The sequence below is a fragment of the Novosphingobium kaempferiae genome (assembly GCF_021227995.1).
GTDB classification, from domain to species: domain Bacteria; phylum Pseudomonadota; class Alphaproteobacteria; order Sphingomonadales; family Sphingomonadaceae; genus Novosphingobium; species Novosphingobium kaempferiae.
The window spans coordinates 2,384,814-2,405,330 of sequence record NZ_CP089301.1 but is presented as its reverse complement, the minus strand read 5'-3'; the positions used below and the strand labels follow the sequence as shown (position 1 = coordinate 2,405,330).

Sequence of the window (20,517 nt, the reverse complement as noted above, 5' to 3'; positions counted from 1 at the left end):
TCAGCGCCTCACCACGCCGAAGTTCCTGATGCCCTGTTCGACGCCGTCGTTGCCGACGATCATCTGCCCGATGCTGGGATCGACCGGCTTGTTCGCCGTCGCCAGCATCGGCTTCACCGCCTCGGGCTCCACCAGCCGCGGCGTCGCGACGATGATGAGCTCCTGGCGCTCCTTCTGGTTCTGCTGGCGCTTGAAGAAGGCCCCCAGCACCGGCAGGTCGCCGAGGAACGGCACCTTGTCCTTGGTGACCGAGCTGTTCGAGTAGTTGAGCCCGGCGATCACGAAGCTCTGCCCGCTGCCCAGCTCCACGGTCGTCTCGGTGGAGCGGCGGCGGATGCCCGGCACCACGTAGCCCTGAAGCTGGACGCCGTTGTTGTAGTCCAGCTCGCTGACTTCCGGCGCGAGCTTGAGGACGATGTTGCTCTCGCTCAGCACATAGGGCGTCACCGAAAGGCGCACGCCGAATTCCTTGTACTGGATCGAGATCGCGTTGGTGTTGCCGCCGCTGGACTGCGGCACCGGCACCGGGAACTCGCCACCGGCAAGGAAGCTAGCCTGTTCGCCCGAACGCACCAGCAGCGTCGGCTGCGCGAGAAGCTGCGAGAGCCCGTTGGACGACAAAGCGCTCAATACCGCGCCGATGCCGCGGTTTGGCGCCGACAGGAAGAGGTTGAACGCGCTCTGGATCGGCGCGGAGGCATCTACGCTCAGCCCCGGCCTTACCGGCGTGCCGCCCGTGCCCCCCGTGCTGAAAGAATAGCCGTTGAGACTGGACGACGGCACCAGCGCCCCCTGGATGTCCCCGGAGAGCTTGGCGAAGCTGAAGCCCAGCGCCTTGAGCGTCGAGGACGACACCGCCGCGAACTGCACGTCCACCGCGACGACCTTCTCACCCGGTCGCAGCGGTCCGGCTCCGGTCGAGTAGACGGGCGCGGGCGGATCGACGTGGAACAGCGTCTGGCCGATCATCGTGCCGTCCGCCGCATAGACGTTGAGCGACGCGTCGCCGGCGCCCTGCCCGGTCACGCGCAGCGATTGCGCGGTGGGCGACGATACGCCGATCACGTTGTCGCGGCTCACCTCGACCCGACCAATCGAGCGAGTGAACGTCAGCGTGCGGGCCTCATCCACCTGCAGGGACCGCTGGTCCTGCGCGGCGGCCATGGTCGGCACCAGCGCGATCGGTGCGGCGCAGGCGAACAGCCCGGTTGCGATCAGGCTTTTCACTTGGCCCCACTCCCCGAATAGATGACTTCGCGATTGCCGCCGACGACCAGTTCGATCGCATGCGGGGCAGGAGCCGCCCGACGCGGCTGTGGAGCCGGTGGCGCCGCCGCCGCGCGAGGGGGTAGCGCGGCGGCGAACGCCGGCGCCGGCCTTGCCGTCGCCGAAGGAGTCTCGAGAATGGAGGCGACCTGCGCAGTCGCGACTTCCTGCTTGTCTTCCGGATTGCGCAGGGAAAGGTAGAGCGCGCCGGTGCTCTTCGCGAGCGAGAGCTCCGACACCTGCTGCGGGCTCAGCGCCAGCGTCACGTTGCGCGCGGGCGGCGGCGGCGCGGATACCGCGCCGGTCACGCCGTCCTTGACCGCCTCGCCGACGACGACCTCGCCCACCGCAAGCACCGGCACCAGTTGCAGCAGTGTGGTGGAGCGACTGCGACCGTTGCCGCGTGCGCCGCCGATGGCGTCCTCGCCGGGATAGACGACCTGCACGTCCACGCGGTCACCCGGTCGCACCAGTCCGGCAACGGCGATCTCCGCCGTGGTGTCGATGCTGATCGCGCGCATGCCCACCGGCACGCGGATCGCCAGCTTGCCTTCCTGCTGCAATGCCTCGCGCGGGATGAGCGTGTTGGCCTTGATGTCGCGCGTGGCGACACGACCGACCACCTCGGCGGGGGTCGCCGCACCCGGAAAGCGGGAAGGATCGAAGGCAGTATTGCGGATCATGTCGGCCGTGATCGTCTCCCCGATCCGCACATCCCGCGTGGTGGTAGCGAGCACGATGCCCGCCGCCTGCGATGTCCCGGCGATGAGACCGGGCACCGAGGCCGCCTTCGGCTTGGCAGATCGTCCTAGTTCGCGAACGCCGAGAAAGCCGAATGTCGCCGCAGCGACCATTCCGACGGCAATCGTCAGCTTCGCTTTCGAACCGAGGCGCATGCAATTCCCCTCTTGCCATTGCGCTTACGCAAACGAAGCGCTGCCCCCGCGCTTCGAAAAATCAGAACCGTTCCTTGCCGGGACAGGTTCGCCTTGATTTCTGAAACATAGCGCGTCCCCGATTCAGCCGGTCATGGAGAAGCAGCCAATGCGAGGGGATCACGAGATGCGCGGATTTACGGGGTCAGGAGCCCTCGGGCGAGGTTACCCGCCGCAGCCCGCAACTTGTCGAGAAAGCAAGCGACTATGCGTTTCTACGGGATTTAAAGTAACCTTCGCATCGGTTCTTTTCGTGACTTGTGCCCAAGGCCAAGGCAATAAGAACACCATGTCCGGCAGCAGCGTCATCCCCCTTCGGTTCCCCCGTGTCCCCAGGGCCGATCCCGTGGATTCGCAGAGAAATTTCGTTGAACGCGGCAGGATTTGCGCGTGAGTGGTCGGGAGCCTTGGCCCGGTTCGCGGCTTTTGACACCGTTGGCTTCTTGATGGTCTGGAGACGGCTTTGGCGCTTGTGGGGATGACGGGGAAACGGAAAGTGACGGTCGATCGGCGTCCCGCTCGATGCGCGGCGGAACGGAGGACACCCTCATAGGCTGGTGGTCGAAGCGTTCCCGCAAGGGCCGCGGGTGGGAGGACAGCACCAGGCTGTATCCCGCAGCCACGGCCCTGTGCGCGCTCGTCCTGGGTCTGATCGCACCGCAGGCCCCGGGTGCCGGGGTCATTGCGGCAGCCTCAGCAGGCGCGCTGTTCATCCTGCGCCGTCCGATCCTGACGCTGGGGGCCACGCTGCTGCTGGCGATCGGACTGATCCAGCCCGCCGCACTGCATTCGCCGTTCTACTGGATGGACCTGCTGCTGCTGACCGCCGCCACGGTCATCCCGAGGCGCTTCGCGCCGGCCCTGCTCCGGGCTCCCCGCTGGTCATGGCCCACGGTCATGGCGCTGGGTGCGATGTGCCTGTTCGGCTACACGTTCGCGGGGCCTGTGCCGGGCGCGGTGCTGGCGGTGATCGCATCGTTCTGCGCCGCATTTATCGGCGCGGGCATCGCGCGGCACCTTGCCGTCGTCGATGCGCGGCTGCTGGCATGGGGCGACGGCGGCCTCGTCGAAGTCACCCGCGACCTGCTGCTCGGCCGCATCACGAGCGGAATGCTGCACGACCTCGCGCAGCCGCTGAACGTGATCTCCATGGCGAACGCCAACATGGATTACATCATCAGCCATCTGGAGATGGACGAGGAGCATCGCGGGCAGTTGCAGGAACGCGTCGGCCGCATCGCCACGCATACCGAGGGCGCGGCGCATATCCTCAGCCTGTTCCGCTGGTTCGGACGCGATGGGCGGGAGGGCGACGGCTCACTCACGGTGCGCAGCGCGCTGGACTGCGCGATCGCGACCACCAAGTCGAACGTGCGCCACCACGGCGTCTCGGTTCACATGCGCGGCAATGCTCTCGACCATGTCGTGCCGGGCCAGTACGGCGCCTTGCAGATGATGGCGGTGGCCGCGCTGCTGAGCGCCTTCGGCAGTTTCCTGGGCCGCGATGGTCGCAAGCATCGCGGCGACGTCCTGCTGAATGCCAGCGTCTCGCCCGCGCATGTCGTCATCACCGTGGAATGCACCGACGATGAAGGCCGCCCGGTGCCGAGCCTGCGCATCGACGAGGCGACGCTCTGGCTGGTCGAGCAGGTGGCGCAGGAAGCTTCGGCGGAATTCCGGTGCCTCGTCCTTGGCCGTCAGCCGGTGCGGTTCGTCATCCGCCTCGGCCGCGACGACATCTGAACTTACGCCGTTTCGAGCAGCGGCAGTTCGATCTCCACCCGCGCACCTTCGGTCTCACCCGGTACGAGCGCGACTTCGCCGCCGATCTTGCCGATGACCTGACGGCAGATATGCAGCCCCAGGCCCGTGCCGACGCGCGGCTTGGTGGTGAAGAACGGCTGGAATGCGGACTTGGCCTGATCCTTCGAGAGACCCGCGCCATTGTCGGCCACGCAGCACTGGACCTTGCCGTTTTCGGTGAAAATGTGGATCGCGATGCGACCGGCGCCCTGCCAGCCCGCGTCGCGCCGGGTCTCGATGCTCTCCGCCGCGTTGCGCAGGATGTTCACGAAGACCTGCTCCGCCTCGATCTGGCAGAGGGCGACCTCGCCGCGCACCTGCGCATGGCGGTCGTCCACCTCGATCCCGGTCGCGTCGAACAGGGGCTTCAGGAATCGCACCGCGTTGCGCGCCGCGAGGCCCAGATCGGCGCTCACGACGCCGCGGCTCTGGCCCGAAGCGTAAGCGAGCGTGTGGTCGATGATCGTCTGCGCGCGCTGCACCTGTTCGGAGATGCGCTCCACCGCCTTGACGAGCTGCGGCTGCATCATGTCGCCGAGCGCGAGCATCATGCGCAGGTTCTCGTTGGCGATGGCGATCGAGAACAGCGGCTGGCGCAGTTCATGCGCCAGGGCGGAACTCTGCTCGCCCAGATCGGCAAGCCGCGCCTTGGCGGCGATCGTGTCGAAAATCTGGAGCGCCTCGCGCTCGTCGATGTTGCCGCAGTTCTGCTGCGCGCCGCTTTCGGTCGGGCGGCAGAGCTGGGTGGTCGGCGTGCAGCGCGTCCACTTGTCGATGTCGCGCTGGGTGATCTCGTTGGGTTTCATCGCACGCCCCCCGCGGTTTCCGATACTTCGCTGATGCGGCCAAGCATCTGGTTCAGGGTGGAAATCAGCAGTTGCGGCTGGACGGGCTTGGTCAGCACCAGATGCTCCGGCATCGGCAGCGCAGGGTCCGGTCGCAGCTGGTCGCCGGTGATGAAGAGGTAGCCGAATTCGCGCTCGCTCAGCAGCGCGTTCTCGCGGATCCGCGAGACGATGGACAGGCCGGATTCCTGCCCCAGCCGCACATCGCAGGCGAGGACACGGATCGCCGAATTCGCTTCAAGGGCAGCCACCGCCTGGTCGAGATCGGAAACCCCGACCGCCGGGATGCCATGAAGCTCCATGAACGTCAGCAGCTCTTCGACGATCGCGCTCACGTCGTCCAGGAGCAGCACCAAAGCCGGACTGTTGCTCATGCAACCCTCTTGTATTCTTGTCTCCCCTAGCCCGGATCTCATCGGACCGGTCCTAGTTACTACCACTTAGGTTGTTTTCCGTTGCCAAATCAATAACGCACAAAAAAAATCCACCGGAGCACGGCAACTTCCGTGCATGGCCCGGTGGATAAGCCGATCAGGCACAACTGCGGTAGTCGGGAGTGACCAGTCGCGGACGCGCGAACTGCTTGAGATGAATACCGGATTCGGCAACCGCCGGCGAAGTATTGCCTTCAAGCACGTTGATCGCGCCCGAGATCATCGCCGCAGCAACCAGCGATTCGTCATCTTCGAGCAATTCGAGCGCAATGCGGAGCAAGTCGCGGGCGCGGGAAGCATCATTGGTCATCGCTCTAATCCTTTCTCGTGAATTCTGGCCCCGAAAAATGGAAGGGGTGGCCCACGGCAAGGGCCACCCCTTCCCCCCTACCTCGGCCACGCGAGGCAGGGCTGTGGCGTGTCCGGCCAGGGGGAGGGCAACAGAGTGGTGGACACGCCGGTCTTCATCCTAGTTGCCCGAGCCGCCCCCCAGCAGCCCCCCGACGAGCCCGGTCACCGGAGCCAGCACAGAGCCGGTTCCCGAACTGCCGCCCGTTCCGCCGAGAAGTCCTCCCACCACGCCCGTCACGGGTGCGAGGATGTTGCCGGTGCCGGTGCCGCCACCGGTCCCGCTGACGAGGCCGCCGACGACGGTCGTCACCGGCGCCAGCAGACTGCCCGTACCGCCGGTCCCACCGAGCAGTCCGTCGACCACGCCGGTCACCGGTGCCAGGACGTCGCCCGTCCCGGTGCCGCCGCCGACAAGACCGCCGACCACGCTCGTCACCGGGGCGAGCAGATTGCCGGTGCCGCCCGTTCCGCCGAGCAGCCCGCCAACCACGCCGGTCACCGGAGCCAGGACGTCACCCGTCCCTCCGCCGCCACCGACGCCGCCGACCAGTCCGCCGACGATGCCCGTGACCGGTGCGAGCACCGATCCGGCCGTGCCGCCCGAGCCGATGCCGCCGACCACCTGGCCGAGCGTACCGTTCAGGGTGTCGAGCACCGGCGAGGTCACCGCGTCGACTGCGGCGGTGACGGGAGCCACCACCGGGGCGAGCCCGTTGGTCACCTGCGTCACGCCGGCCCCGACCTGCGCCCCGAGCAGGGCCCCGGCGAGGTTGCCGACAGGGGCGAGCCCCTGCGCCACGCCTGCCGCGGTCGTCGGCAGCGTCACGTCGAGGACGTTGCCGTCGGCGAGCACGTCAGCCGTCACCAGTTGCCCGGAGACGAGGCCCGGATTGTCCGACAGCACGTTGACGCCCGCTAGGGTGCCGCTGGTGCTGGGGCCGGTCAGGACGTTGTTGCCGAGATCGACGCCGAGCAGCGGTCCGGTATAGGACGGTGCCGGACCGGAGCCGCCGCCGGGCAGGTTCCCGGTGACGCCGCCGATCAGGCCGCCGAGCTGTCCCGTGACCGGACCCAGCACGCCGTTCGAACCGACGATCGGGGCCAGCACCGCGTCGACCGTGCCGAGAACCGGCGTGGTCACCTGGCTGACGGTCGAAGTCACTGCGGTCACCGTCGGGGCGAGCCCGTTGGTCACCTGCGTGACGGTCGAGCCGACCTGGCTGCCGAGCAGGGCGCCCGCAAGCGAGCCTACCGGAGCCAGAGCCTCCTGCGTCTGCTGCGTGGTGGTCGGCAGAGCGACGTTCACGACATGGCCGTCACCGGTCAGCACGTCGACCGCAAGACCGCCGCCGTTACCCGTCGCCGTTCCCGGCGTGACGTTGACGTCGATGATCGTGCCCGGACCGCTCGGCCCGAGGATCGGCGTGCCGCCGACACCGACGCCCACCAGCGGACCGGTGATGCTGCTCGGACCTCCGGGGCCGGTTGGACCTCCGGGACCAGTCGGGCCTCCGGGACCAGTCGGGCCTCCGGGACCAGTCGGACCGCCGGGGCCAGTCGGACCGCCGGGACCAGTCGGACCACCGGGGCCAGTCGGACCACCGGGACCAGTCGGACCACCGGGGCCAGTCGGACCACCGGGACCAGTCGGACCGCCGGGACCAGTCGGGCCACCGGGACCAGTCGGGCCTCCTGGACCAGTCGGACCGCCGGGGCCAGTCGGACCGCCGGGGCCAGTCGGACCGCCGGGGCCAGTCGGACCACCGGGGCCAGTCGGGCCTCCGGGGCCAGTCGGACCGCCGGGGCCAGTCGGACCGCCGGGGCCAGTCGGACCGCCGGGGCCAGTCGGGCCTCCAGGACCAGTCGGACCGCCAGGGCCGCTGGGATCGCTCGGACCGGAAGGCCCGCTCGGGCCAGACGGACCGCTCGGGCCGCTGGGACCGGACGGCCCAGAGGGAGTGCCGCCCCCGCCCGCACCGACGCGGAAGCCTACGCCGTCGGCGCAGGCTCCCAGCAGCAGAAGGGGAATGGCGGTCGCGCACAGCAATATGTGCCTTGTGGATCTGCGTGGCTTCTTACCCGGCATGATGTTGTCCTCCATGAATGCCCAGTGCGCAGAGGGTTAGGCACAGTCGCGGAGCACATCTCGCTCAGAAGAAGTCGTCCCGGCGGCAGGACCGAAAGCGGTTGTTTCGGCTCGATCGGGCGTTTCGGAAAGCCATGGCCAGACCCGGCAAAAGATCTTCGCCGGAGCGGGACGGCCCGACAGACCGCGCATTTGCGCCGCACAGGGCGCGCAAAAGCGACGGCCCGCGTGCAAACTCTCGTCTGCGCGCGGGCCGTGCGATGGAACCGGAATGAAAGTGATTTGTCTCCGTCGCGCCCTGATTTCCGTGGCGCGACGGCTTGCGGTCAGTCCTCGACGGGTTCGGCCTCTTCGGCGACTCGCGCCCGGCCTTCCAGCACGGCGGCGCGGACGGCCCTGAGCACCTGTTCGAGATCGGTATCCTCGCCGATGGTCAGCTCCACCGACAGACCGTCACGCGCAGGGCGGACGCGGCCCACCCGCGTGTCGCCCACCACCAGCGCCGTCTCGTTCCCGCGCGCGCCGCCGACTTCCGCCACCGCCTGCTTCAGCCGTGTCAGCACCGTCGCCGCCGGGATCATCCGGTCGCTCGCCGCCGCCAGGCGCTGCTGCTCCAGCCCGATCGCGCGAGCAGCGACCAGCAGCCGCTCACGCTGTTCGGCACGGCGCAGCAACGGGGTCAGCACTTCGGAATGGCGTACACGCAATTCCTCGCGCGTGGCGAAGGCGTCGACCACCTCGTCCGGCATCTGCGCCAGGGCAAGCAGGCGACTGAGCTGGCTGTTCGACAGGTTCAGCGCCTCGGCCATGCGGGACTGGACGCCACCGTAGAAGCGATCGACCGCGCTCTGGTAACTGCGCGCGCGGTCAAGCTCGGTGATGTCCTGCCGTTCGCGGTTCTCGATGTCGGCAAGGCGGAACGCCTCCTCGTCGCTCAGGTCGACGATCATCGCGTTCAGCCGGATCTCCGGCCGCCCGTTGTGGTTGAGCCAGTCCACCGAAAAACGGCGGCGGCTGCCCACCAGCAATTCATAGGGAAGTTCCGATCCGGGTGGATTGTGACGCACCAGCACCGGAATGCGGTTGCCGTCCTCCTGCGCGATGGATTCAATCAGCGAGCGGCAGCTGTCGGCGGAAAGCCCCGGCACGTCGCGCGGGTTTCCGTCCCACACCGAACAGTCGGCGGGGCGGATCGAGATCGCCGTGCGCCCGCGGCTATTGCCCTGGGAAAAACCCGCAAGCCTTTGATCGAGCCGCGAAAGTTCTTCACCTTCGTGTCGCAGGGTCTCGACCGGGTCGGGCTCGTAAGACAGCGTCGTCAGAATATCGCGAACAAAATTCCCCATCGCATGTCCCCCTTCTGCCATGATCCGAGAACCCGTTCATAGCGGAAGGTACGACGGCACATCCCGCCGAACTATGTTCGGATCGGCTGTTTCATGGCTCCATTGTGGAGCCCTGCAATCTCAGAACCGGTGGTTCGCGGTGACGGCGAAGCCATGGATGCGCCGGTCGTTGCCGAACTCGCCCGTGTAGGACAGTCGCAGCCCGGTACGCTCGCCATGAGTCGCGCTGATCCCGGCGCCGACGACGGCGCCATCGCGATCGTAGCGGGTCGAAGGCAGGGTGAAGATCGGCGTTCCGCCCGCAAGGAAGATCGCTTCGATCCGGCTTTCGGGGCGCGAGCGCAGCTCACGCTGCCATTGCCCCTCAACGCTGGGACGCAGGGTCCAGGCGCCCTTCTTCAGACTGGCAGATGCCCGCAGGCCGAGGCTGCTGCGGACCGATTCCGTCTTGAACTTGGCCACGGCCAGCGAAGCCGCGCCGCCGCTTTCGACCAGCCCGCCGAGATCGGCGTAGCGGTAGTGAAGCCCGGCGAAAGGTTGCGCCCGAAGGACGCCGAGCTTGAGGATGCCACCGGCCTCGACCGTGGCCGCGGCGTTATCGCCGTTCGGCCCGGACTGCAGCCGGTCGCTGAAACCGGTGAAGTTCACCTGACGGCGCAGCTGATACCAGCTGCGCGTATATCCCGCGGTCGCGTCCACGTAGTACCGCCCGTTGGTGTAGCTCGCATAGGGGGTGACGTTCGCGTTGAAGACCGTGCTCCGCGGGTTCTGGTTGCGGTCGAGATTGGCGTCGATGCCGTCGATACCGATCGACGTGCCGAGGATCAGCCCCGGCACGGGCGAGATGTCGAAGCCCGCGCGGATCGAGCGGCTGTCGAAATCGGCGCGCGGACGGTCGGGCCGTGCCTTGTACTTGCCCTGCTTGAGCCCGTAGCTGACCATGACGTTGATCGTGCGATCGCCGCTGGCCGGGACGTCCGCCGACGCATCGAGCGCCAGTTCGCGCCGCTGCGCAAGGTAGCCGCGGATCTCCCGGTCGGTCGCGTCCATCGACTGGATCGAAAGGCGCGGCATCAGACGGTAGGGGCTCGGCCCCAGATGCCCCAGCGCATCGGCCCGCGCCGCCGCGTTCGGCAATCCATCCACCGCGTCGAGAATATCGGCATAAGGGCTGGTGTCCGGCGCCTGGACGGCATCGAGCGCGCGGCCCACTGCGGCCTGCCCGGCGCTCGCGCCGTAGCTCTCGTAGCTCTGCGCGAAGGCCGGCGATGCAAGGCCGGCCATCGCCATCGCGGATGCCGCAAGGCCGATGGAAAGCCGGATCGTCGAACCCGAAAGTGCCTGCCGCAAGTCTCTTCCTCCGCTGTCGTCCGAGGCCTCCGATGCCTCATGAATTGATCCTAGAGTGCCTCCGTGATGGGCTCCGGGCCAGCCGAACTGCCATCGGAACGAGGCCATCGCGGCTTCCGTCCCAGCAGCGCCGTTTCCCGGGTTTCGCTGGCCCGTTTCCGGGGCTTCCGCAGCCGAAACCGGGAGAAAGCCTTGCCATGCTCCCGGCTTTCGGCGCCTTTTGCGTGGTTCCCGGGAGGGGTCGGAACTTACCACCGGATCGGTGTCGATAGTGTCCTGGCGGTTCACGCCATGACGCTGCATGCGGCCATCGCCAGCGAGCCGATCGGCGGCGCGAGCGACACCAGCGCGCCCGCCACGATCGCCACGCCGTAAGGCACGCTGTCGGCCCGCACGAAGCAGAACAGCCGGGCGAGAAGCTTAAGCGCAAGGGCCAGGAAGGCTCCGGTGAGGACAGTGACGCCAAGCATCAGCGGCATCCCGGCGACGGGTATCCAGAGCAGCAGCGCAAGGGCGAGCTTCACGTCGCCGCCGCCGATCTGGCGCATCGCAAAGAGCATAAGCAGCGGCACCGCCACCAGCACCGCGATGCCACCGCGCGTCGCGAAATCGACGATACCCGCCCACCCACCGCAAGCCGTTGCATAAACCAGTGCCATCGCGCCGATGGCGACGCACAACCCGTTGGGGATGCGCCTGCGGGTGATGTCGGCGTGAACGACCGCGCCGCAGGTCAGCACGAAGCCCAGCAGCGCCAGGGCCGCCAGGCTCGGTATCGTTGCAGCTTCCCCCATCGCCGTTATCCGCGCTCGCCGCTGGTCAGCGCCAGTTCGGACCTTCGACCCATGTGACCAGACTGCGGCGCAGCCCGTCCGTCACCGGCAGGACGCGGTGCTGGAGGAACGAGGGGAAGATCAGGATGCTGCCTCGGCCGGTGAACTGCTCACCGGGATGCTGCAGGCCGAAGAACTCGAACTCGCCGCCCTTGTAGTCCGCCGGATCGGAGAGCTGGACGACGACCGACAGCTTGCGCGCATAGGGCCGGGGAGATTCGATCCAGACATCCTGATGCCAGTCGTAATGCCCCTTGTTCGTCGCCCGGTATTCGGTGAACTGGATCTCGTAAGGCGCGTCGATATCGACGCCGAAATTCGTCCGGTTCGACGAGCGCACGAATTCCATGATCCGCGCGACGATGTCCTTTTCGCGCACCGCATCGAACCAGCGGATCGTCGACGTGCGATAGGACAAGTCGCTGCGCAGGGACGCGGAGAACCCGATTGTGGCATCGGCTTCCGCGTAGTGTTCGGCGCGAGCCAGAATTGCATCGCATTCCGCGCCCGACAATGCGCCGGACCAGACTTCCCAGATATTTTGCATGGAGAGATCCTGTTCTCCCGCACTTTGCGCAAGGCGGGCGTTTTGCGTATACGCAAAGGCGCAATCAGAGCGTGCGGGACACGCTGAAGAAAAAGCGCGCTTTATTACTCATTCCATCGAATGGTTTCTTGACAGGTACTGCAATTTGTGCAGATGCCGTCCAACCCTTGAATGGAGTGATTCGCGCGCCGCCTCCGGCTGAGGCGAGCGAGTAGTCCTGGTCGACCAGACCATAGAGCGGTCGCGACCGTGAATTGGCCAAAGCACCGTCGGCATAGGCGAACACCGTCAGCCCCCGTGCGTCCGCCTTGCCGCCGACGACGCGCCATGAAAGTTCCGCGCCGCCCGCCACTGCCTTGTCGGCAGTCAGGAAGCCATCGCGGAACGCAAGGCCCGCCCCCTCGCCCCCGAGCACGAAGCGCTCGGTCGTCGGCAACCGGTCCGGACTGTACTGCGCGCGCGCCGTCACCTTGGCGACCAGCCGCGGGCTCAGTTCCTTGACGCCGGTGGCCTGAAGGTTCGCCTTGCGGAACGCCTCCTTCGAGTAGCCGACGATCGCGCGCGAGCCGAGACCTTCGATGCCCTGGCTCAGCGAGACGGAAATACCGTAGCCGCTCTTCTCCTCGATCGCCGACCAGCTGGCGCCGAGGCGCGCGGCGCGGGTGCGGAAACCACCGAAGGCGGTATCGAGGTAGTAGTTGTTGCTGTTGGTCGCGTCGACCGAGGCGGTCAGCGTCAGGTTGCGGCGATAGCTGCGGATCAGCGGATGGGCGACGACGATGCCCGCCTGCTTCGCTTCGCCGAGGATGTCGAGATCACGGGTGCGGGTGCGGACATACGTGCCGGTCAGCCCGACCGTGGTGCCGCTCGTCCCGACGGGGGTCTGGTGGCTCGCCGAGTAGAACTGGTAGCGACGCGGCTGCAGCGGCACGTACCCGGAAAGGCGCGTGGTGTCGCCTTCGCGCAGCAATCCGTTCAGCGCGACGCCGACTTGCGCCTGCGCGCCGGTGGTCACGTTGAACACGCCGCGGTTGTTGACGTTGAGGGTGATCTCCACCTGCTTGCGCGTCACCTCCAGATCGAGCGCAAGCTCGCCCGGCCTGGTGGTGCCGCGCAGCTTGGCCTGCACCGTCTGGCCGGGGATGTCGCGAAGGAGCGACAGCGTGCGCTCGATCGTCGACTTGTGCGTCGGCGTATCGCGCATGAGGCGCTGGACGTGCGCATCGATCAGCCGCTTGGGCGTGCTCTTGGTCTCGCCCGCGAGCGCATACTGGACGATGCGCCCTTCGACGACGCGCAGGGTCAGCACGCCATCGGCCGCAGACTGCGCCGGGATGCTCACCGCGTAGAAGGCGATGTCGCTTTTCGCGTAAGCCGCACTGACCGCGTTGGCGAGCTTCTGCAGCATATCGCGCGTGATCGGCGTGTCGATGAAGGGGCGCGTCGCGACGTCCAGCACGTCGCTGGACAGGCTCGCCCCTTCATAGCGCACCATCCTGAGCGCGACCTGCGCCGGCGTCGCGGCGTCGATGCTGACCGGCGCAGCGGGAAGCTGCGCGGGCGCTCCGGCGCGCGGGATGGTGGGATCGACACGGTCGAGCCGGTCGCGATCGACGGTGGGGGACTGGCTGACCGGCGGCGCGGAACCCTGCGCTAAGGCGGGCCCTCCCACGAGTGCCAGCATAGGCGCCAACAGCGCCCCCATGCCGAGCAGGCCGTGTCGAATGCCGCGACGCGATCTGCTTCGGTCTTTCGTTTCGTGAAGTGCCCTCATCACGCTCGGCTGCCCAGCCTGCTCCCCTGCCGTCCGGGAGGCCGGATGCCTCCCTGCGGATCAGACTACGCAGGGCGGGAAAGCGATCACGCCGAACCGGAACCGCTCCGACTTCATCGGTCGGAGTGCGCGCGGAAAGCGGGGTCGGAATCGGGGAAAGGGCCGTCCGAAGGCGCGCAAAGGGGGCGTGGAGGCGCTCAATCACGCCGGTTTTGGCGATTTCGCGGCGTATTGCCCGATCCCGGAGCCGGGCGAAGCGCTGCAACCGACTTGGCCGCATCGGCTGCAATAAGGGCCGGGGCGGCGGTGGTTTTGCTGGCGGCGCGCATGCCGACGGGGTTGCGGCAGGCTTAGCTGCGACCCTTCGACAAGCTCAGGGTGAGCGGAGTAGGAATAACAACCTCTCAACACCGCTCAGGCTGAGCTTGTCGAAGCCCTTGCGGCAAGTCGCGAACATTCCCTCGTCATTGCGAGCGTAGCGAAGCAATCCATGGTCGGCCCGTGAGGCTGGATTGCTTCGCTACGCTCGCAATGACGAAGGGCGGGCCCGTCCGCCTGTCAGTCCTTCAACCGCTCGGCATGCCAGGCGACGTGCTCGGGCATGAAGGTGGAGATGAAATAGTACAAATGGTCGTAGCCGTCCTGCATGCGGATCGTTGCAGGCTGGCCTGCCTTCTCGCAGGCTTCGACGAGGAGCGTGGTCTTGAGTTGGTCTTCGAGGAAGCCGTCCGCCGTGCCCTGATCGACCAGCAGGTCGGGCACGCGCGCGCCGTCCTCGATCAGGGCGCAGGCATCGTACTCGCGCCATGCGCCGCGATCCCCGCCGATATAGCCGGTCAGCGCCTTGTCGCCCCACGGGCAGTTCAGCGGCGAGACGATCGGCGAGAACGCGCTGACCGAGCGGAAGCGGCCGGGATTGCGCAGCGCCACCGTCAGCGCGCCGTGACCGCCCATCGAGTGCCCGGTGATCGACTGGCGAGCCATGTCGACCGGGAAATGCTGCGCCAGCAGCGCGGGCAGCTCGCTCTCTATATAGGAGCGCATGCGGAAGTTCCTGGCCCACGGTTCCTGGGTGGCGTCGACGTAGAAGCCCGCGCCCTTGCCGAAGTCGTAGGCGTCGTCGTCCGGCACGTCGTCGCCGCGCGGGCTGGTGTCGGGGGCGACGAAGATCACGCCATGCTGCGCGCATGCTGCGCGGAATTCACCCTTCTCGGTGACGTTGGCGTGGGTGCAGGTGAGCCCGGAAAGATACCACAGCACGGGCAGCTTCGCGCCCGGTGCATGGTCCGGCACGAAGACGGAGAACGTCATCGGCGTGCCCGTCTCCGCGCTGTCGTGGCGGTAGACGCCCTGCGTGCCGCCGTGGCTGCGGTTGGTCGAGACCGTCTCCAGACTCATGCCGGTCAGCCCTGCGGCGCCTGCCACAGGCACAGCTTGTTGCCGGTGGGATCGCGCAGGTACGCGCCATAGGCGCCGGGGAACATCTCGCGCGGGCCGGGCGCGCCTTCACAGCTGCCGCCGTTGGCGAGGCCCGCCGCATAGGCCGCGTCGACCGCCGCCGAACCGGGAGCGGCGAAGCCGATGGTGCCGCCGTTGGCGAAGCACGCGGCGTTGCCGTCGCGCGGGGTCACGGCGGCGAAGAAGCCGCCTTCGGTACGATAGCCGACGCCGCGACCTTCACCGATCACGCCGCCCTCGGCATGGCCGAGCGCGCCGAGCACGGCGTCATAGAAAGCCTTGGAAGCGGCGACGTCGTTGGTGCCGACCATGATGTGCGTGAACATGAGAACTCTCCCCCTCTTCTTAGAATACGACGACCGAACGGATCGACTTGCCTTCGTGCATCAGGTCGAAGGCGGTGTTGATCTCCTCCAGCCCCATGACGTGGGTGATCATCGGGTCGATCTCGATCTTGCCGGTCATGTACATGTCGACGATCTTGGGCACGTCGGTGCGGCCCTTGGCCCCGCCGAACGCGGTGCCGCGCCAGTTGCGCCCCGTCACGAGCTGGAACGGGCGGGTCTCGATGGTCTTGCCCGCTTCGGCCACGCCGATGATGATCGAGGTGCCCCAGCCGCGATGGCACGCTTCGAGCGCGGTGCGCATGACTTCGGTGTTGCCGGTGGCGTCGAAGGTGTAGTCCGCGCCGCCGTCGGTCATCAGCACGATCTTCGCGACGATGTCCTCGCGGCTCATGCCCTTGGTGTTGAGGAAGTCGGTCATGCCGAACTTGCGGCCCCACTCCTCGCGGTCGGGGTTGATGTCGACGCCGATGATCCTGTTCGCCCCGGCAAGGCGCGCGCCCTGGATGACGTTGAGGCCGATGCCGCCGAGGCCGAAGATGACGACGTTGTCGCCCACCTGCACCTTGGCGGTGTTGATGACCGCGCCGACGCCGGTGGTGACGCCGCAGCCGATGTAGCACGACGACTGGAACGGCGCGTCCTCGCGGATCTTGGCGACCGCGATCTCGGGCAGGACGGTGAAGTTCGAGAAGGTCGAGCAGCCCATGTAGTGGAAGATCTGCTGGCCCTTATAGCTGAACCGGCTGGTGCCGTCGGGCATCAGGCCCTGCCCCTGCGTGGCGCGGATCGCGGTGCAGAGGTTGGTCTTGCCCGACAGGCACGACTTACACTGGCGGCATTCGGGGGTGTAGAGCGGGATGACGTGGTCGCCCGCCTTCACGCTGGTGACGCCCGGGCCGACTTCGCGCACGATGCCGGCGCCTTCGTGGCCGAGGATCGAGGGGAACAGCCCTTCGCTGTCCAGCCCGTCGAGCGTGTAGGCGTCGGTGTGGCAGATGCCGGTCGCCATGATTTCGACCAGGACTTCGCCCGCCTTGGGGCCTTCGAGGTCGACTTCCACGATTTCGAGCGGCTTCTTCGCTTCGAAGGCTACGGCGGCGCGGGTCTTCATCGGGTCTGTCTCCTGTATTCGCCGCAGTCTTTAGAGGGTGGCGGCGCGCAGGGGAAGACGGCGGATGGCCGGATTTCACCCGTTATCCCACATATTGTCGATTTACAGAATTTGTGGGATAACGCCCCATGCCCATGGTCCGCCCGTTCAGCGACGAACAGTCCCGCCTGCTGGTCAACCTGCGCCAGCGCTACGAGGTCTGGGCCGACGCCGAGCGCGCCCTCGCCGCCCTGCCCTACGACCTTCGGCGCAAGACGGTGAGCGGGCACGAATACCTCTACCGCATCTTCGACCGGGGCGGCAACGGCCGCAGCCTCGGCCCGATGACGCCGGAACGCGAAGCGCAGCTGGAGGCCTACCGCGCCGACAAGGAGGCGCTGAAGGAGCGGATCAGGGGCCTGCGCCCTGCCCTTGCCGAAAGCGCCGCGCTGTACCGGGCGCTGCGCCTGCCGCTGCTCTCGTCCGACGCCGGGCCGATCCTGCGCGAGTGCGACCGGCGCGCGCTGCTCGGCTCGCACCTGCTGGTGGTCGGCACCAACGCCATCGCCGCCTACATGGCCGAGGCCAACGGCCGCATCGACCTGCCCGACGAGACCGAGGACTTCGACCTCGCCTGGATCGCCGAGGAGCGGGACGAGGAACGCCGGGTCTGGGACATGCTGAAAGCCGTCGATCCGACCTTCACTATCAATGTCGAGCGCGATTTCCAGGCCCGCAACGCCCGCGCCTACGAGGTGGAACTGCTCGTCGCCCCGTCCCGCGCGGATACGCTGGGCGGGCGCGACCAGCCGCGCCCGGTGCCGCTGCCCGAACAGGAATGGCTGCTGCTGGGCACCCCGGTGGACCACGTCATCGGCTGCCGCGACGGTTCCCCCGCCCGCATCGTCGCGCCCGATCCGCGCTGGTTCGCGTTGCACAAGCTGTGGATGGCGGCGCAGGCCAAGCGCAATCCGCTCAAGCGCCCGAAGGACCGCAAGCAGGGCCTCGCCCTGCTCGACGCGGTGACGGAGGCGATGCCGCATTACCCGCTGGGCGATGCGTTCGAGGCGCAGCTCCCCGACGAACTGCGCCCCCATTTCGAGGAATGGCGAGACCTTTCGGCCGCGCCCCCTGCCCTCGACTGGTAGGTTCTGGAATCCGTCTCAAGCCTCGTCATTGCGACCCCGGCGAATGCCGGGGGAAGCAATCCACCGCAGCCTGCGGCTCTGGATTGCTTCGCTCCGCTCGCAATGACGATCGAGAGGATCAGCGCCCGCCGAAGGCGTAGCGCACGTTGATGCCGAACTCGCGCGGGGCGGTCGTCGTCACGCCGGTGTAGGTGCTGGTATAGGTCACCGCCGCGCCGCCCGCCGCCACGTTGCGGTACGAGGTGAACAGCGGGTCCGAACGGGTCAGCGTCTTCGTGGTGTCGAGCAGGTTCTTGGCGAACAGCGAGACTTCCCAGGCGCCCTTGGCGTCGCGGATGCCGGTGAACAGGTTGACGAGGCCGTAGGAGCCGACGTCGTCATAGACGTTCACCGGATCGACCCGCGAATTGCCGAAGAAGTTGAACAGCCCGCGCAGATAGGCGTCCATGTGGTCGCTGACCGCGAAGCTGTATTCGCTGGTGAGCGTCGCGCTGAACGGCGCCTGGAAGCCCGAGCGCTGGTTGACCTGGCACGCCGAGAGGTTGTCGCTGCCGACCGCCGCCTGCAACTGCGCGAGCGAGGGTGCGGAGGTGATCCGGTCCGGCACGCCGTCGCCGTTCAGGTCGTTGCAGGGCACGACGCCGCTCTTGATCTTGCCCAGCGAATAGCTGGCGACGAGGCCGATGTTGAAGCCCGGCATCACGTCGAACGCGATGTCGCCCTCGATGCCGTTCACCTCGACCGGCACCGCGCCGACGAAGTTGAACTGCGTCACCACCGGGTTCGCGAGATTGGTGTAGTCGACGTAATAGACGCCACGCCCGCCGGTGCGGTACGGATAGTTCTTGAACTTCTGGTGGTACGCGGTGGCGTTGAGGCGCATCTTCCCGCCCATCAGCGTGCTCTTGAAGCCCAGCTCGTAGGACTTCGACGTTTCCGCCGGCAGGTTGATGAAGCTCTGCTCAAGCTCCGACTGGCGCTGGCTGAAATCGCCGACGACGTTGATGCCCGGGCGCCATGAACTGCCGGTCGAGGCATAGACCATGAAGTCTGGCGAGAAGTTGTGCTTCACCGACGCGGAATAGATCCACTTCTTCGCGTCCTGCCCCTGCGTGTCGGTCAGGGCGCCGTTCACGTAAAGGCCGTTCTGCGAATTGTAGGAAATGCGGCGCACGCCGCCCGAAATCTCGGTGCCCTCGCCCAGATGCGCGGTGAGGTTGCCGAAGAACGACTGTTCGTGGCTGGTGCCGGTGCGCTCGATCGCAGTGTTGACGATGCCGAACACGCCGCCGGTGGTGGCGCTGGTCGGGAAGCCGAGCACGGTCGGGCGGGTCAGCACGGTCGGGTTGTCGGTCTTGTAGTCGAAGAAGCCGACGACGTAGTCGAAGATGTCGGCGATGCGCGCGTCGTTCTGCAGGCGCACTTCATGCGAGGTCGCGGACGGGTGAGAATAGGTGTCCTGCGTGATCGCGGTGGGGAAGTAGCTCGCCTCGTCCATCACCTCGATGCCGGTGATTTTCTGCTTGTGATGCTGCCCCTGGTAGATAAGCACCTGCCCGAAGCCCGATGCCTCGGCGCGCCAGTTGAAGATGTCGTAGACCTGATGGATCGGGCGCGGCGCCTTCATGATTGAGCGGCGGTCCGAACTGTCAATGTAGAGCGGGCCGGTGACGGCGTCCGGGTTCGCTTCGCTGAACGAGGCGACCTGATCGTAGACGAACGCCTTGCGGTCCATCTTCTGGTACATGCCCTCCAGCTTCAGCCAGTCGGTCGGCTGGATCAGCGCGGAGATGCGCCCGCTCTTGGTGCGGGAGAACGGATCGCGCAGGTCGGCGATCGGGCGCACGCGGTCGGCTTCGTTCTCGTCCCACACGCCTGCGACGCGGATCGCGGCGATGCCCTCGATCACCGGCAGGTTGAAGCCGCCCTTGAAGTTGAGCGTGCCGATGTCATTCGCAGTCATGTCGACGAAGCCGCCGACGGCATAGAGATCGGGCTTCTTCGCGCCGATGGTGATCGAGCCCGAAGGCGCGGCGCGCCCGCGCAGCGTCCCCTGCGGGCCGCGCTGCACTTCGATCTGGCCGATGTCGTAGAGCTGCTGGAGCAGCACGCCCGCGGTGATCGGCGCGTCGTTGAAGTAGAATTCGACCGTGGGGTTGCTGCCGCTCGCGGAAACGTCGAAGTTGACGCCGCGCAGGCGACCGCCACCGCCGACGCCGTTGGTCTCGGTGGTGAGCTGGAGGCCGGGAACCAGCGTCGAGACTTCCTTGAAGTCACGCAGGTTGAGCTTGGCGAGGTCGTCCGCAGTCACCGTGTCGATCACGGCGGGCACGTCCTGCACCGCCTCGTCGCGGCGACGGGCCTGGACGATGATGACGTTGCCGGGAACCGCTTCGTCGGCGGAAGTCTCCGCGTCCTGAGCGAGGGCGGGCGTCGAAAACGCGGCCAGGCTGGCGGAACACAGAAGTACGGACGAAAACAGCCTCATCACATCATCCCCAATCGTTGGTCTTACCGTTCTTGTCGGACCGGGCGTCTTTTCGTCCGCTCCAGCGCCCCGGATTACCCCGCAGCCGTGCAGCGATCGTGACGTCTTCGAACTATCGGTCCGGCCAATCGCGATGCGCAGATGCACTCACAATCGGCACGCGGACCATACGGACCGAGGCTGCGGGAATGAAGCAGCCGCCGCCAACATCTTCCGGGCGATGAAGGACGCCACGGGGTTCGCGGGGGCGATTTGTCCCCGATTGCGGCTGTTTTCCTTGAAAAAGCGCGGGTGGGGGTGCGCTTTTGGGCCGTCTGGAGGATAAAATCGGGGCTCTACTGATCCCGGTCGGGCGACCGCCGGGGTATTACTTGGCGACTGGCCTTACCAATCTCTCAACGTAAGTTCGGCGAGCC

Annotated in this window: 18 protein-coding genes; 3 read left to right on the top strand and 15 right to left on the bottom strand. The window is 67.1% G+C overall.

The annotated features are described in order from the left end of the window. Positions 1-1,227: a type II and III secretion system protein family protein gene (locus LO787_RS10820; protein ID WP_232495839.1), complete on the bottom strand. Its 1,227-nt coding sequence runs from the start codon at positions 1,225-1,227 to the stop codon at positions 1-3. After that, positions 1,224-2,162: a Flp pilus assembly protein CpaB gene (gene cpaB, locus LO787_RS10815; protein WP_232495838.1), complete on the bottom strand. Its 939-nt coding sequence runs from the start codon at positions 2,160-2,162 to the stop codon at positions 1,224-1,226. The genes LO787_RS10820 and cpaB overlap by 4 nt, the downstream gene beginning before the upstream one ends. A 561-nt stretch (positions 2,163-2,723) precedes the next feature. Between cpaB and LO787_RS10810 the strand changes: the two genes are divergently transcribed. Then, positions 2,724-3,944: a sensor histidine kinase gene (locus tag LO787_RS10810; RefSeq protein WP_232495837.1), complete on the top strand. Its 1,221-nt coding sequence runs from the start codon at positions 2,724-2,726 to the stop codon at positions 3,942-3,944. Positions 3,945-3,946: 2 nt separating this feature from the next. Here LO787_RS10810 and LO787_RS10805 read toward each other — a convergent pair whose 3' ends face one another. The 4 genes from LO787_RS10805 to LO787_RS10790 all read right to left on the bottom strand — a co-directional run bounded on the left by LO787_RS10805 (position 3,947) and on the right by LO787_RS10790 (position 7,081). Next, on the bottom strand, positions 3,947-4,810 hold the full coding sequence (locus LO787_RS10805) for a sensor histidine kinase (protein WP_232495836.1): 864 nt from the start codon (positions 4,808-4,810) through the stop codon (positions 3,947-3,949). Beyond that, a complete protein-coding gene (locus LO787_RS10800; protein WP_232495835.1) occupies positions 4,807-5,223 on the bottom strand; it encodes a response regulator in 417 nt (138 codons plus the stop codon). Before LO787_RS10800 ends, LO787_RS10805 begins: the two co-directional genes overlap by 4 nt. A gap of 157 nt (positions 5,224-5,380) precedes the next feature. Then, a complete protein-coding gene (locus tag LO787_RS10795) occupies positions 5,381-5,593 on the bottom strand; it encodes a hypothetical protein (RefSeq protein ID WP_232495834.1) in 213 nt (70 codons plus the stop codon). 159 nt (positions 5,594-5,752) lie between these two features. Then, positions 5,753-7,081: a hypothetical protein gene (locus LO787_RS10790; RefSeq protein WP_276574180.1), complete on the bottom strand. Its 1,329-nt coding sequence runs from the start codon at positions 7,079-7,081 to the stop codon at positions 5,753-5,755. A 38-nt stretch (positions 7,082-7,119) separates the two neighbouring features. Between LO787_RS10790 and LO787_RS26145 the strand changes: the two genes are divergently transcribed. After that, positions 7,120-7,722: a hypothetical protein gene (locus LO787_RS26145; protein ID WP_276574179.1), complete on the top strand. Its 603-nt coding sequence runs from the start codon at positions 7,120-7,122 to the stop codon at positions 7,720-7,722. Positions 7,723-8,046: 324 nt separating this feature from the next. On the opposite strand, the gene LO787_RS10780 is transcribed toward LO787_RS26145, so the two are convergent. The 8 genes from LO787_RS10780 to LO787_RS10745 form a co-directional block, all read right to left on the bottom strand. Beyond that, entirely contained in the window at positions 8,047-9,066 is a 1,020-nt protein-coding gene (locus tag LO787_RS10780; RefSeq protein WP_232495833.1) for a ParB/RepB/Spo0J family partition protein, read from the bottom strand. A 120-nt stretch (positions 9,067-9,186) separates the two neighbouring features. Continuing rightward, positions 9,187-10,416: an autotransporter outer membrane beta-barrel domain-containing protein gene (locus LO787_RS10775; RefSeq protein WP_232495832.1), complete on the bottom strand. Its 1,230-nt coding sequence runs from the start codon at positions 10,414-10,416 to the stop codon at positions 9,187-9,189. Between the two features lie 284 nt (positions 10,417-10,700). Beyond that, positions 10,701-11,210 carry a prepilin peptidase gene (locus LO787_RS10770; RefSeq protein ID WP_232495831.1) on the bottom strand — a complete coding sequence of 170 codons (510 nt, stop codon included), beginning with the start codon at positions 11,208-11,210 and terminating at the stop codon, positions 10,701-10,703. A gap of 25 nt (positions 11,211-11,235) precedes the next feature. Continuing rightward, a complete protein-coding gene (locus LO787_RS10765; protein WP_232495830.1) occupies positions 11,236-11,796 on the bottom strand; it encodes a 2OG-Fe(II) oxygenase in 561 nt (186 codons plus the stop codon). A gap of 64 nt (positions 11,797-11,860) precedes the next feature. After that, entirely contained in the window at positions 11,861-13,468 is a 1,608-nt protein-coding gene (locus tag LO787_RS10760; RefSeq protein WP_232495829.1) for a ShlB/FhaC/HecB family hemolysin secretion/activation protein, read from the bottom strand. 660 nt (positions 13,469-14,128) lie between these two features. After that, a complete protein-coding gene (gene fghA / locus LO787_RS10755) occupies positions 14,129-14,968 on the bottom strand; it encodes an S-formylglutathione hydrolase (RefSeq protein WP_232495828.1) in 840 nt (279 codons plus the stop codon). A gap of 5 nt (positions 14,969-14,973) precedes the next feature. Beyond that, on the bottom strand, positions 14,974-15,354 hold the full coding sequence (locus LO787_RS10750; RefSeq protein WP_232495827.1) for a VOC family protein: 381 nt from the start codon (positions 15,352-15,354) through the stop codon (positions 14,974-14,976). A 19-nt stretch (positions 15,355-15,373) separates the two neighbouring features. Next, positions 15,374-16,486 carry an S-(hydroxymethyl)glutathione dehydrogenase/class III alcohol dehydrogenase gene (locus LO787_RS10745; protein WP_232495826.1) on the bottom strand — a complete coding sequence of 371 codons (1,113 nt, stop codon included), beginning with the start codon at positions 16,484-16,486 and terminating at the stop codon, positions 15,374-15,376. Between the two features lie 128 nt (positions 16,487-16,614). Between LO787_RS10745 and LO787_RS10740 the strand changes: the two genes are divergently transcribed. After that, complete coding sequence (locus LO787_RS10740; RefSeq protein ID WP_232495825.1) at positions 16,615-17,613, top strand: GSU2403 family nucleotidyltransferase fold protein; 999 nt, start codon at positions 16,615-16,617, stop codon at positions 17,611-17,613. Positions 17,614-17,731: 118 nt separating this feature from the next. On the opposite strand, the gene LO787_RS10735 is transcribed toward LO787_RS10740, so the two are convergent. Then, positions 17,732-20,101 (bottom strand): TonB-dependent receptor, encoded by a 2,370-nt coding sequence (locus LO787_RS10735; protein WP_232495824.1) that lies wholly within the window; start codon positions 20,099-20,101, stop codon positions 17,732-17,734. Positions 20,102-20,517: the final 416 nt, after the last annotated feature.

Coding starts and splice junctions, on each gene's coding strand:
- cpaB (WP_232495838.1), bottom strand. CDS start 2,162: ATGCGCCTCGGTTCGAAAGCGAAGCTGACGATTGCCGTCGGAATGGTC.
- LO787_RS10810 (WP_232495837.1), top strand. CDS start 2,724: ATGCGCGGCGGAACGGAGGACACCCTCATAGGCTGGTGGTCGAAGCGT.
- LO787_RS10805 (WP_232495836.1), bottom strand. CDS start 4,810: ATGAAACCCAACGAGATCACCCAGCGCGACATCGACAAGTGGACGCGC.
- LO787_RS10800 (WP_232495835.1), bottom strand. CDS start 5,223: ATGAGCAACAGTCCGGCTTTGGTGCTGCTCCTGGACGACGTGAGCGCG.
- LO787_RS10795 (WP_232495834.1), bottom strand. CDS start 5,593: ATGACCAATGATGCTTCCCGCGCCCGCGACTTGCTCCGCATTGCGCTC.
- LO787_RS10780 (WP_232495833.1), bottom strand. CDS start 9,066: ATGGGGAATTTTGTTCGCGATATTCTGACGACGCTGTCTTACGAGCCC.
- LO787_RS10770 (WP_232495831.1), bottom strand. CDS start 11,210: ATGGGGGAAGCTGCAACGATACCGAGCCTGGCGGCCCTGGCGCTGCTG.
- LO787_RS10765 (WP_232495830.1), bottom strand. CDS start 11,796: ATGCAAAATATCTGGGAAGTCTGGTCCGGCGCATTGTCGGGCGCGGAA.
- fghA (WP_232495828.1), bottom strand. CDS start 14,968: ATGAGTCTGGAGACGGTCTCGACCAACCGCAGCCACGGCGGCACGCAG.
- LO787_RS10750 (WP_232495827.1), bottom strand. CDS start 15,354: ATGTTCACGCACATCATGGTCGGCACCAACGACGTCGCCGCTTCCAAG.
- LO787_RS10745 (WP_232495826.1), bottom strand. CDS start 16,486: ATGAAGACCCGCGCCGCCGTAGCCTTCGAAGCGAAGAAGCCGCTCGAA.
- LO787_RS10740 (WP_232495825.1), top strand. CDS start 16,615: ATGCCCATGGTCCGCCCGTTCAGCGACGAACAGTCCCGCCTGCTGGTC.
- LO787_RS10735 (WP_232495824.1), bottom strand. CDS start 20,101: ATGAGGCTGTTTTCGTCCGTACTTCTGTGTTCCGCCAGCCTGGCCGCG.